This is a genomic window from Methanosarcina sp. DH2 (genome assembly GCF_020804225.1).
GTDB lineage: Archaea > Halobacteriota > Methanosarcinia > Methanosarcinales > Methanosarcinaceae > Methanosarcina.
This window is the reverse complement of record NZ_WJBI01000008.1, coordinates 45,485-58,604: the sequence shown is the minus strand read 5'-3', so window position 1 is coordinate 58,604 and position 13,120 is coordinate 45,485. Positions and strand designations below refer to the sequence as shown.

Genomic DNA, 13,120 nt, shown 5'->3' with positions numbered 1-13,120 from the left:
TACACAGAGTGATTGCTCTATTTTTAGCCTTACTAGTTTTGACATTAAGCTTGGGTATCGGAACTGCAGCCGAAATTGTTGTCCAGCCAGGACAATCAATACAGGACGCAGTGAATAGTTCGGTTTCAGGCGATGAGATTGTCATCAGCCCTGGGAACTATACTGAAAATATCAGAATAACGACAGGTGACCTGATTATCAGGTCAGCTTCCGGGAATCCAGAAGATACAATAGTGACGGCAAACAATCAGGCTGAGGATGCATTTTATGTCGAAGCAAATAACGTAACAATTAGAGATCTCAGCATTAATAATGCCGGAAACGACCGCGCAGGGGTTTACCTGATAAGGTCCGGTAACTGTACTATCGAAGATAACGCGTTTTTAAATGACGCTCTCGGAATATACCTTAAGAACTCAAATTATAACCTTATTATCAATAATACGGCAGCAGAAGGTAGGAGAGCAGTTAATGTTGAGAGATCAAACTATAATATAGTTTCAGACAACACTGTTTCGAATCAGAGATTCGGAATATATCTCCTTGTCTCCGAAGGGAATATCATCTCAAATAATACGGTAAGTATGAGTGCTGACCATGGTATTGTCCTGGAGAGCTGCAGTAACACCAGCCTCGAAAACAACAACGCAAGCTCAAATGAAGATAATGGAATTCACATTATTGGTTCAGGTAACAATAACCTGACAGGCAATACGGTAGATTCAAACATGGTCTATGGCATCCATCTGATGGATTCCAGTGGTAACAACCTGACAAACAACACAGTAATGAATAACAGCAGAGGCATTTTCCTGTTAAGGTCAGGCGAAAGTATACTGTCGGGCAACACGGTTTCAAATAACGGGAACGGTATCCTGCTTACATCCGCAGGAAACAGTAATTTCACGGAGAATACAATTTCGCAAAATAACATCTCTGGAATATCTTTACTAAACTCTACTAACTGCAATATAAGTGAGAATATACTGTCGAACAACGGACTTGGAATAGATCTGGCTTTCTCAAGCAACAGTACAGTCCTTAATAACAGTATTCAGGACGGGGGAAGAGGACTTAACCTGCAGGACTCCAATTACAATATACTCTTAAACAATACAGCTTTGAACAACAGGTACGGAGCTTACCTGCTGCGCTCAGGCTGGAACTTACTCTCAAACAACACGGCAAGCGAAAGCAATGACCATGGTATTGTGCTGGAGAACTCAAGCAATTACAATGACCTTACTAGCAACATAGCAAGTTCTAACCGTGCTTATGGCATATACCTCACAGGTTCAAATAACAATAACCTAAGCAGCAACGAAGTCTCCGGCAATAATAGAGGACTTTACCTTATGACATCGAGCAGGAACACTCTTTTGAACAATACTGTTCTGAATAGTGGCGAATATGCAGTCCTGCTAGCTTATTCCTCAGGTAACAATATCTCGGAAAATGAGGCTTCTAACAGCAACCGGGGTATCCACCTGAGCACCTCAAGCGACAATATACTTTCAGGCAATACTGTTGTCTCAAACGGTATTTCCGGTATACATATAGCTTCAACAAGCAACAATAACACCGTCTTTAATAACTATCTGAACAACAACATTAACGCAGATGTTAAACAGGGAAGCGTTGGAACTATCTGGAACACAACGAAAACTGCGGGCACAAGCATAACAGGCGGATCCAGTATAGGGGGCAATTTCTGGGCAAAACCCGATGGGACAGGCTTTTCCCAGAATGCAACCGATGCAGATGGAGACGGCATTGCCGATGGAGTGTTCAATATTTCAAATAGCGGATATACGGATTACCTCCCGCTTGTCGCTACCTCTGAAACACAACAGCCCATAATTCCAGAAAATTTAACGGATAATCAAACAGGAACATCCACAAACGAATCGGAGATATCTACAAACGAGACAGAAGTAGCTGTCAACGAGACGGAGATAAGCACCAACGAAACGGAAACAAAGACTTACGAAAATGAAACTACGTATAAAAATGAAACCACAATCAACAAAACGGAGTGGATATAAAGCTCGGTTTCACAGAAATATAACTAAGAAACATAACTAGGAAACATAACTAAGAAATATAACTAAATAACTTAATCAGTAAGAAAAATGCTGGATGGAGGTATAGCTCCTTCATCTTAATTTTTTCCCATACTATTTTCCCATACTATTTTCCCTTGCTGTTTTTCATGAGATCTTAATCTTCTGATTTTAAAAATTAAGCCTGATTTTGAAAATATACAGTCGACGAGATCCTGGAAAATCCCCATAGATATAAGAATCTTCACGCGCCACTAAACAACTGGAGAAGAATACACATTAATAAACAACATTTCATGCTACTTTTTTCTGTTAATAAGGACCCAAAAAGTATTACGCTGGAAGATTATAATTATCTCGAGAATATCTACAAACAGCGAAATTAAGTCACGGAATAATCAAGTTAATTGATATAATTTCTTTTGGGACAAATTGTTATAGCGTTTGGAAATCAGCCATCACATGATTGATATTTTTCAGTAAAGTATGGCTGGTTATAAATTTGAATCTTTAATTCCGATCAACAAAACCTTATTTGCCATATGGGGTCATTCTTGCCACGCTCGAGAAAGGAAAGAGATCTTGCAAACAAACACGAAGAAGAGAATCGGCAAATAGTAAAAGCAACAAGAAATAGGCAAAGCTGGAAGCGGCAGAAAAAACCGGCAATGTGTATCAAAACAAAATAAAACTTTACCGAAAAATACTATTTTCAACATGGCTTTTTGCTACTTTTTACTGAATTTTCCAGTTTCTTCTTTTTTCTTCGATTTCTCTCTTCTTTTTTCTTCGATTTCTCTCTTCTTTTTTCTTCGATTTCTCTCTTCTTTTTTCTTCGATTTCTCTCTTCTTTTTTCTTCGGTTTCTCCCTTCTTTTTTCTTCGGTTTCTCCCTTCTTTTTGGAAAAGGCCGCCAGGCAAGCTGGCGGAGGCACTTATATGTCCTTAGATGAGATATGGTTTCTGTAGTTAAGATAATTATTTTTCATACTAGGTGACCGTTTCCCTGTATTACTCAGTTTCTTTCAATTGATTTGTATACTCAACTATTGTCTTTTCTTATCTATGGCAAGTCGGCAAAGCTCTGCGCGGCGCAAGGGTAGAGAAACAAGAAATACCGTGTTGGATATGCTGGACAATATCAACCGATTGATCAGATGATTTATGATTTTCATCATCAGATCATAATATTCAATCAGTTTCTGTGGGTTTCCGTACCTTTAAGCCTTTAGCCGTCGTATCATAACTTATAAGGTCTGTAAAGCCAGATTTATTTCATAAGGCTTTTTGATAAGCTTATTCAAAAAATTAAATCGTAAAAAATAATTTTCAAGGGGTGTTTGTTCTGGAGCTTAGTTTTAAAGGCGGATGCAGGGAAGTAGGACGTTCGGGTTTGCTTGTTAACGGGGAAATTTTGCTCGACTACGGTATAAAGGCTGGAGATATTCCCGAATATCCCAGGGATGGTATGGAACCGAAAGCCGTCCTGGTATCCCACGGACATCTGGACCACTGCGGAGCTGTCCCTAACCTGATGTACCTGAGCCCTGAGGTTTTCATGACTCCTCCAACAGCAGAGTTTACCAGCCTGCTGGGGAGAGATACCCTCAAGCTTGCAGAAACCACTCTTTCGGGTGTATCCCCGTTTGACCCTGATGACCTCCAAAAGCTTAACCAGCTAACACGCAGAAAAGACTACAGAGAAACCTTCAAAACTCATGGCTACAGTGTTTGCTTTTACAACGCAGGCCATATCCCCGGAGCTTCGGGAATTCGCATCGAATCCGAATCAGGAGAAAGCCTGTATTATACAGGGGATCTCAATCTGCAGGAGACAAGACTTGTCCCGGGTGCGGAAGAGTTTCCTGAGGCTGATACCCTCGTGCTTGAAAGTACGTACTTTGGGGAAGACCATATCCCGCGTAAAGAAACCGAAGAGCGGTTCATAGAATCCGTCCATGAGACCATTGACAGAGGCGGAACTGCCCTTATCCCTGCTTTTGCAATAGGTAGAACCCAGGAAGTCCTGATGCTCCTTGATGCTTACGGAATTAGGGCTTATGTTGACGGAATGGGCAGGGACGTGTACAAAATCCTCAAAAAATATCCTGAATACCTCAGGAGCCCGGACCTCCTTGACAGGGCTTTTGATCGCGCCACGCAGGTAAAAGATCAGCAGCGGGATTCAGTACTTGGGGAACCGGCGGTAATTGTCACCACTGCCGGGATGCTGAATGGGGGTCCTGTACTCTATTACCTGAGCAGGCTTTACAAAGACCCGAAATCAAAAGTCCTGCTGACCGGCTACCAGGTTGAAGGCACGAACGGAAGGCTGGCCCTCGAACACAGGATGATCGAAACCAGGGGAGATGTCCTTACCCTCAAGCCCTCAGTCGAACAGTATGACTTTTCTGCCCATTGTGGGGACGGGGAGCTAAAGCAGCTAGTAAAGGACTTCTGCAACAGGGGCACTGAAAGAGTTTTTGTCATGCACGGAGAGAAAACGGAAGCCTTTGCAGAATGGATTTTAGAAGAAATCGGAGTTGAGGCTTATGCGCCTGCAAACGGGAAATCTTTCAGCTTTTAAAAGGGAAAGGAAAAAGAAAACAAAGTATAAAATCTCTTTCAAAGACTGAAGGTCTCTTACAAAACCTGCGATATACTTACGCCCCCAAAATTCCAATAATCTGGGTATGATCCTCCATTACGAATCCGAAATGCTTGAAACGTTTGCAAAAAGTATTCTCTGGCTGCCAGGACTGCCCCGAAAGCCAAAGGAATGGACGATATAGTAACTGCTCTTGTTGAAAAAGATGATATTGAAGCCCTTGTCTAGACAATGGAAAAGCTAGCAGATGAAAAAGGTGCAGGTTTCGTTTACCCTTTCAAAAGAGATGCTGCAAACCTCAGAAACGCCCGATGTTATCCTTATAGGAGTTAAAGCCAGCAGAGCTGCAGGCTTAAACTGCGGAGCCTGCGGCTTTGAGACCTGGGCAGAGATGCTGGACCGTCAGAAGGTAGAAGTCTAATTCCGGGGCCCAAACTGCATGATCAAATGCACAGACATGGGAATTGTCGTAGGCGCAGCTGCTGCAAAGGCTAAGGATCTCTGTATTGACAACAGGGTCATGTATACAGTTGGTGCAGCAGCAAGGGTTTCAGGCTTGCTGGATGCAGATGTTGCTTTTGGAATTCCGTTAAGTGTAACCGGGAAGAATATCTTTTTTGACAGGAGATAAACACCTTTAAAGGAAAAAGGGGTTTTATTCTGGGAAAATAGAGATATAATAAAAAATAATTAAATAAAACTAAATATATAATTATTAAAAAGAGGAGAAAAATAAAAATAAAAATAAAATTTGTTTTTTAAAGGCGGATGGAGATAGGAATGGGTTTCACCTGACCAGAGACTCGTTAGAAATTGGGAATAAAGGCACAAACACTAAAATATTGGGGGAAAAGTGAAATGCCATTTATCGAGATAAAAGTTTTTGAAGGGGAGTTCTCCGAAGACTAGAAAAAGAAGATTACTGAAGCTGTTACTGATGTTATGGTCTCGTTTTCGGGAGAGAATCTGCGCAGCGCTATCTGGGTCGTGATCCAGGAGGTAAAGAGTGGAAACTGGGGGATAGATGGAAAAGCTCTGGGGCTGCAGGAGATCAGGGTTCTGCAAGCGGGTACTACGAGAAAGCAGATGAGTTTTGTTGGAAGGAGCCTTAAACCAGGCCCCTCCGCCGTTCACTTCTATATTCTTCAAAAAGGCTCTCGAGCTTATCCTCTTTGGCTTTGTGACGCTTTATTTCGGCTTCTTTTTCCCAGGCAGCAATTGAAGCTTTCAGGGCTTCCGGCTCTGCCATTGCAAAATCTTCAGCTCTCTCAAGCTGAATATCCCTTATGACCGGCACATCTCCTTTAAAGAAGGTCTCTTCTGCTACATGAGAGATATCCTCAGGGATAATTACAGCCCGAACTCTGGCTTCCACAAGGATCTGAGCAGTTGCAGCTCCGCCCCCGCTAGGGTTTTCCAGAAAAACTACGTCTCCTGCTTTGAGCCCGTACTTTTCCTGTGTTTCGGCAATGGATTCCTTCGTAAAAGCTGCAATAACCTTTACAGGAGTGCCTTCACCTCGGATCTCCATTTTCTGGATTTTGCGTAGTTTGTTGCTTCTGCGTCTGAGTTCTCTTACGGTTTTGTTTTTATTGCTGAGTTCTTTTTTCAGGCTCTCTATAGTGCTATCTCTAATCTGGAGCTCTTTTAATTTCCTGACTTCACTGTAAGCTTCCTTTTTGAAACCTTTCAACCTTGATTCAAGTTTTGAAATTTTTCGGTCTTTTGCAATAAGGGCCTGTTTTAGTTCCTCAACATAATCCTGCAGGTTCTGGATCTGTTCTCCCTGCCTCTGGACAGTCTCTCTCACTTTAAGAAGAGACTCGTCAACTGCCCTTTCCTCGGGTTTTTCAGGAGTAGCCCTTGCCTTCGACTTTTCAGGAGCACCTGATGCAGCCCGGACTTTTTCGACAGCAGCTTCTATTGAGTCTCCGCGGATTACATGAAGCTTTATCAATTCAAGGTCCGCATCTTCCGGAGCTTTCTTTTCGATACGCGTAAAGATATTCTTGTAACCTCTGTAGGTGAGAAGAGCAGCAGTCAATGCATCCCTTTCGTGGTCATTGGAATAGCCAAAAGTCTTCCCAAGCGCAATTTTTTCTTCGGCAGATACCTCGATTCCAGGGCTTGCAGGAACTGCGTTAAAGCTCCTCCTGATTTTTTCAACCGAGCCCGGCATCGGAGTAACATCACTTGCAATTACTGCAGGTTTTCCGTATTCTGCAATAAGCTTGACAACCTCGTCAGGAGCTATCCCCCTAAAACTTTTCAAATACAGGAGGTCCCCGTCGAGAGAAAGAATAGCTATGCCTACAGTTGTTCCCGGATCGAGCCCGACTATTGTGAATTTACGCCTCTGGCTCCTGGGTTTAAGAGGAACGTAGCGAATTTTGTCGCGTTCGACACTTCTCACACTTACCTGCGCATCGCTGCTTGCCATAGGGTGTATTGGAATCTCTCCGCGCTTTGCATAGACTGTAAATTCGGACCTCACATAGCCTCCGAACCCTTTCACATTTACAGCTTCGAACCTGATGCCTTTTTCCCGTGAAAGGTCCTTTAGGACGTTTTCAATCTCCCTGCTCCTCTGAAGCACGGCTCCGTGTACTTTTCTTCTATACCGGTTCTGGCTCCAGCCTCCCCTCCCGAGAGAACGTGCCCTGCTGACCTTAATTTTCGTAATGTCTTCAAAAAGAGAAACCTCATGCCCGACCCCGAGATCTGCAAGCCTTGCACAGGCTTCAGCTTCGTCATTGGGGTTTTCGGGGTCAAAGGAAAACCCGTGCTTGCGTGCAATCCTGACAAGAGGTTCAGGGTGCAGCCCGCCTGTGACCTGGACAAGTTTAACGCCGTCAGGCAGACGTTCCATAAGAGAAAGGAGCTCGCTTCTGTCAGCCGCAAGCTCGAAAATGTTGTCAACGGCTATTATCTCCGGCCTGTCCCTCTGGATCATATTAAAGATCTTCTGGCGGCGGAGCATACTCTGATGGGAAACCTCCCCATCCCTGAGAATGGCAAGGGCATACCTGGGAAGTTCCCTCGCCCTGGGAGAGCCCCGGGCAATATCGATTCCATAGATAATCCTTTTTTGCATGAACACCTATATTTTATTTTTTGTAGAATATATATTTAACTGATTCTACATCTATTAAATAAACTTAACTAAATCTATAAAGTCTACTTTTTCGTATCAGTTAATCTTTAGAACTTTAGAAAATTGAAGATTTACTGGTCTTAAATTAGCAGAAAAATACATTTTAGAATTATCCTTTTTCTGCAATTAACCTTTTTATTAATGCCAGAGTACAAATGAAAGCGAAAACAGAATTTGTTGACGGATTTACCCAAAATTTTATAGGATTTCTCCTCGTTTTTATCGGAAACATTTAACTGAGTAAATATGTTTATATATATAACTGAAGAGATAATACTGGATGAGCGATCAAAACGAAGCCAGTAATAACAAGTCTCCTGAAAGTGTTTCGAGTTTATCCGGCTACGCCAGCGTCTACAGGAACTTCAGGTTATTAACGAGATATTAACCGGAACCTATCAATCAGAAGATGTTGACAGGATATGCAGGTTAACTGGAGAAGCTGTTCACAGGTTAAATAAGGACTGTTTTATTGTCGTATCGCTATATGATAACTTTATAAATGCTGTCAGGATAAAAGCTGTAACAGGAATAGAAGGCCTGACAGATAAAGCAGCTCTTGGTTAGAACTTCAATGACATCTGTTTTAGCTTTGAGGATCTGAAATTAAACAGTCGGCTCTTTTCAAGCGGCAAACTTGAATATTTCAAAGGGGGACTTTTTGCTTTACTGGCAAAAAAAGTTCCCCCTAATCTGTACAAAAAAATCGAACATGATCTTAACATAGGTTCCATCTTAGTCAGTGGCTTTTCTAATGAAAAGAAAGTTTTTGGCAGTATCTCTATACTGGTGCCTGAAGGAAAAAAATTCAGAATATTCCTGCAATAGAAACAATAGTTACTCATGTTTCGAAAAGAATCCGGGATATCAAAACAAAAAAAGAATTTTTTGAAGCTGAAAACAGATTCAAGATCCTTTTCCAGCAGGCTCCACTCAGCTACCATTCCCTTGATGAAAATGGATATTTTATTGATGTAAACAAGACATGGCTTGAAACCCTTGGTTATTCCCGAGAAGAAGTAATCGGAAAGTCTTTCAGGGATTTCCTTACACCGCAGTTCTCGGAAAAAGTTAGAAATAATTTATGTAATTTCAGGTTGCATGGGAAAATACAGGGCGCTGAATGTGAAGCTGTAAGGAAAGATGGTAAAATAATAAACATTGTTGTTGATGGAAAAATTGCATACAATGAGAATGGCAGCTTCAAGCAGATACATTGCGTTTTCAAGGATATAACGGCACAGAAAGAAGCTGAAAAAAAAGCTCTCGAAAATGAAAAGCTCCTGCGTTCAATGATGGATGCTGTTACCGAATCTGTAATTCTCTTTAAGCCCGACCATACGGTTGCTTACATTAATGAAACAGCAGCTAAAAGGCTGAATATCACACAGGACGAATTTACTGGAAAAAAACTTGATAATATAAATCCTGAAGATATCTTGACCCAGAGGGTAAAAATGTTTGACGCTGTATTGGCTGAAGGAAAACCCACGAAATTCGAAGATATACGAAAAGGAGTTCATTTTCTCCATAATATTTATCCAGTTTACGATTCTTCTCGCCAGTTTTCCCATTTTGATATCTTCTCAGTGGATATCACGGAACACAAAAAATCCGAAAGAAAATTAAAATGGGAACTTGCTGTCAACAGAGAACTGGCAGAACTGGCAGATGCCCTGCTGGACCCGAATAATTCTATTGAGACGATAGCAGACATTGTATTTTCAGCCTCTCAAAGTCTGACAGAAAGCGAACACGGATATGTTTCTTCTATTGATCCTGAAACCGGCGATAATGTATGTCATACTCTGACCAGAATGATGGAAAGTTGCTGTATTAATGAAAATAAGAAAAAAATTACTTTTCCAAAAGGTCCGGATGGCCTCTATTCTAAATTAATCGGCCATTCTTTAAATACAGAAGAGGGCTTTTACACAAATTTTCCAGAGATACATCCATGTTCGGGAGGAATCCCTGATGGGCACATAAAGCTAAAAAATTTTATAAGTATTCCTGCAGTTGTTGGAAATGAAATCATGGGACAGATTTCCCTTGCAAATTCAAAAAAGGGATATTCTGACTGTGAATTTGAAGCAATCAGACGAGTTGCTGCACTTTATGCACTGGCACTTCAGCAAAAGCGAGCTTCAATGCAGATTCAATATAGAGACACTCTTTTAAAATCAATTTTTGAGTCAACTGTTGATGGTATTTTTGTTACTGACAGCAACCATAAACTTCTTTTTTTAAATTCAAAGTTTGCCAAAATGTTAAAGCTGCCGGAAAATCTGGATTACCTGAATAATAACGAAAAACTGACTGATTTGATTTTAGAGCGGGTAAAAGATCCTGAAGAGGATTTATCAAAGATTCAGGCCCTTTATCGATCAAATGAAACCGATATTTCTTATGTATATTTTAAAGACGGACGAGTATTTGAAAGGTCCTCAGCGCCGCTGGTAAGCAATGGAATTCTTAAAGGCCGTGTATGGAGTTTGAGGGATGTTACGGAAAAAGTTGAAGTGGAAAAAGCTCTTGTTAGTGCAAAAATCAATGCAGAGGAGGCTAATAGGACCAAAAGTGAGTTCCTTGCAACAATGAGCCATGAACTGCGAACTCCTCTGAATTCAATAATAGGTTATTCTGATCTACTGATTGACCAGATGTTTGGACCCCTAAATGAAAAGCAGTTAAAATATTTGAGAAATATCTCTTCAAGTGGAAATCATCTTCTCAATCTGATCAATGATATTCTCGATATTTCAAGAATAGAATCCGGAGATGTTTCACTATCTTTTGAAACCGTACGTACTGCAGATGTTTTTGAGGATGTAAAAAACATCGCAATCCCTTTCGCTACTTCCAAAAGCATATCCATGGAATTCTCAGTCAAACCTGCTGATCTGAGTATATATTGATAAAGTAAAATTTAAACAGATTCTCCACAACCTCGTGAATAACGCATTGAAGTTTACTCCTGAAGACGGACGCATAGAGATCTGGGCTAGAAAGTTGGAAAACACAATCGAAATTTGTGTCAAAGATAATGGAATCGGAATCCCGGAAGATAAACAGCAGGTAATTTTTGAGCCATTTAAACAGATAGACTCTTCACTTTCCAGAATGTACAGCGGGACAGGGTTAGGCCTGACTATAGTCAAGCACCTGGTTGAGATGCAGGGTGGAGAAATAAAAGTTAAAAGTGAATTAACAAAAGGGAGCACTTTCACAGTTTTATGGCCTACAAAAGAGGAACAAACTGAGTAAAAGAGATTAATCGAGTAAAAGAATCGAGTAAGAGTGCTCCAGGAAAATCTGACCGTCATTCCTCAACTGTTCTTATCCAGTGCGTCTGCACGGCTGAAACTCACCGACTTCGAGAGATAAAGGCAAAAGCAGGCAGCTTTGTTGTATAAACTAAATCCTAGCTGTATAGACCAAGTATCAAAATATTACCTGCTCATAGCAGATAACCAGATATCTACGTTCGAGCTTTATTCCTTAGCGGCATGAATCTCTAGAGCTTTTTCTGATCTTTTTTCAACGTAATAAAAATTTAATTTGCTGGATACAAAAATACCAAAAAATAAGATGAAAGGTTTAGCCCTTCATCATTATGTTCGTAATATATTTATAAACAGGATGTTCGAGAACAGTTATAGTAGCGAGTTTCGAATCTGTACTACTTCCATTGCTTACTGTCAGGTTGACAGTATAGGTTCCTGCTTTTGAATAAGTATGCGAGATTCTGATGGGTCGAATTAGCTTCGCCTCTAATGTTCCAGCTCATTGAAATCCATTTTTTGAATAATCAATAAACTGGACTGAGGGAGGGTTATGAATCCTCAGTGATGTGCTACTGAAGAGTAAAAGGTTTCAGTTTATTATTTTATTTATCCAATCTGAGTTTACTTATCTTTCATCTGTTTCTTTGAATTCCTCTCTTCTCCGAACGCTTCTTCTTCGCTATAATTTTCTTTATCTTTATTTTCTTCGCTGATATTCCCTTCATTTAGACCTTCCTCCTTTTTACCTGTTTCTTCTATAATTGCTTCGTCCATGTTTGTTTCTTCTTCGTTTGACTCTTCATTATCTTCTTCGTCTCTGCCTGTTTCGTCTCTACTTGCTTCTTCTTTAGTTGCTTCGATTAAGCTTGCTCCACTTTTAATTTCCTCGAGAACTTCTTCAAGCTCCATTTTAATGTCGTATTTTCGGTAGAAATGGACCAGTACATTCGAAACATCCCTTTCTAGAATTTCGTCGGCATGAGGATGGTCCAGAGTGATATATTGAGGCCAGTCAATGAGCTGGATGCCTTCTTCGGAGACAAAGATATTATATTCACTTAAGTCGGCGTGGACGATTCCCAGAGAATAGGTTATTTTTACCTGCTTGAGAATCTCATCAAGATACCATTCAGCGTTAAGAAGTTTTGTTTTTGAAAGAAGGCTGCCTTTTGCAAGCTCCATCACAATTGCATGCCTGTTCTGGTCAAAAGGTTTCGGGATCGAGACCTTCGGATACAGCGTGGTCATTATCCCGTACTCTCTCTGAGCGGCAAGCCTGGCAGCATAAATCCAGGAAAAATGTTCTCTTTCTCCGAGGTGGTCACGTACTCTTTTTATTTGCTTAAAGCTGGTCCTGCCTTCCCTGTGAAATTTAATTATAACCGGAATAGGTCCCCCAATTGCAAGCTCAGGCTGCCGGATCGCCTCAAAAATGACGGACTCTTTGCCTACCCCAACTTCATCCCCTATGGCGCTGATGCTTTTCCTTTTCACAAATGCATTGAGAGCAAGGGCATCATAGCCTTCAAAGTAAATCTGGAAACCGTCGTAAGGCTGGGTGGTTCTGACAACAAGCTTATCACGCACAAGCTTCCTCAGCCTGTACTCAAGCTTATCAAAAGGCATTTTTGTATATTTACCAAGTTCTTCTACTGGCACCCACTCAAAATGTTTCATCCCTGTCTCGATGCCTGTAAGTATCCTGAAATCCTTTGCATCAAGCGTCTTAAAAACCTTTAGCACTTCTTCGATCATCCTATCCTGTTATACATATCATCCTCGATATTTAAATGATGGCTCTCTTCTGACCCACCCGAGTTTCGCTTCCCGAGTTTCGCTTCGGGATCACAGGAAATCGAAGATTTTCTGGGAGTTGCACTGCAAGTGCAACAGCACGAGGTCTGTTTCACTCGCTTCGCTCGTTCAAGCAGACTAATTTATAAAATCACAGATTTCACTTCCCGAATTTCGCTTCGGGATCACAGGAAATTGAAGAATTTCTGGGGGTG

At 41.1% G+C, this 13,120-nt stretch carries 10 protein-coding genes; 6 read left to right on the top strand and 4 right to left on the bottom strand.

The features are described 5' to 3' along the window. Positions 1-38 precede the first annotated feature (38 nt). The 4 genes from FXV91_RS11045 (at position 39) to FXV91_RS20230 (ending at position 5,301) form a co-directional block, all read left to right on the top strand. The gene (locus tag FXV91_RS11045; protein ID WP_229390656.1) at positions 39-2,045 is read left to right on the top strand and encodes a NosD domain-containing protein; all 2,007 of its coding nucleotides are present in this window, start codon (positions 39-41) and stop codon (positions 2,043-2,045) included. A gap of 1,353 nt (positions 2,046-3,398) precedes the next feature. After that, entirely contained in the window at positions 3,399-4,649 is a 1,251-nt protein-coding gene (locus FXV91_RS11040; RefSeq protein WP_229390655.1) for an MBL fold metallo-hydrolase, read from the top strand. Between the two features lie 268 nt (positions 4,650-4,917). Further along, complete coding sequence (locus FXV91_RS20235; RefSeq protein WP_345945502.1) at positions 4,918-5,091, top strand: hypothetical protein; 174 nt, start codon at positions 4,918-4,920, stop codon at positions 5,089-5,091. Positions 5,092-5,109: 18 nt separating this feature from the next. Beyond that, the gene (locus tag FXV91_RS20230; protein ID WP_345945501.1) at positions 5,110-5,301 is read left to right on the top strand and encodes a DUF2148 domain-containing protein; all 192 of its coding nucleotides are present in this window, start codon (positions 5,110-5,112) and stop codon (positions 5,299-5,301) included. A 477-nt stretch (positions 5,302-5,778) separates the two neighbouring features. On the opposite strand, the gene FXV91_RS11030 is transcribed toward FXV91_RS20230, so the two are convergent. Next, positions 5,779-7,770: a DUF460 domain-containing protein gene (locus tag FXV91_RS11030; RefSeq protein ID WP_229390654.1), complete on the bottom strand. Its 1,992-nt coding sequence runs from the start codon at positions 7,768-7,770 to the stop codon at positions 5,779-5,781. A gap of 860 nt (positions 7,771-8,630) precedes the next feature. Between FXV91_RS11030 and FXV91_RS20225 the strand changes: the two genes are divergently transcribed. Both FXV91_RS20225 and FXV91_RS11020 read left to right on the top strand, forming a co-directional pair. Then, the gene (locus tag FXV91_RS20225; RefSeq protein ID WP_345945504.1) at positions 8,631-10,742 is read left to right on the top strand and encodes a PAS domain S-box protein; all 2,112 of its coding nucleotides are present in this window, start codon (positions 8,631-8,633) and stop codon (positions 10,740-10,742) included. Continuing rightward, on the top strand, positions 10,738-11,091 hold the full coding sequence (locus FXV91_RS11020) for an ATP-binding protein (RefSeq protein ID WP_345945503.1): 354 nt from the start codon (positions 10,738-10,740) through the stop codon (positions 11,089-11,091). Before FXV91_RS20225 ends, FXV91_RS11020 begins: the two co-directional genes overlap by 5 nt. A gap of 333 nt (positions 11,092-11,424) precedes the next feature. Here FXV91_RS11020 and FXV91_RS11015 read toward each other — a convergent pair whose 3' ends face one another. From FXV91_RS11015 to FXV91_RS11005, 3 genes are all read right to left on the bottom strand, one after another. After that, positions 11,425-11,571, bottom strand: a complete 147-nt coding sequence (locus FXV91_RS11015) for a PKD domain-containing protein (protein ID WP_229390701.1) — start codon at positions 11,569-11,571, stop codon at positions 11,425-11,427. 161 nt (positions 11,572-11,732) lie between these two features. Beyond that, positions 11,733-12,866 (bottom strand): serine/threonine-protein kinase RIO2, encoded by a 1,134-nt coding sequence (locus FXV91_RS11010; RefSeq protein WP_229390652.1) that lies wholly within the window; start codon positions 12,864-12,866, stop codon positions 11,733-11,735. Then, positions 12,863-13,021, bottom strand: a complete 159-nt coding sequence (locus FXV91_RS11005; RefSeq protein WP_229390651.1) for a hypothetical protein — start codon at positions 13,019-13,021, stop codon at positions 12,863-12,865. The genes FXV91_RS11010 and FXV91_RS11005 overlap by 4 nt, the downstream gene beginning before the upstream one ends. Positions 13,022-13,120: the final 99 nt, after the last annotated feature.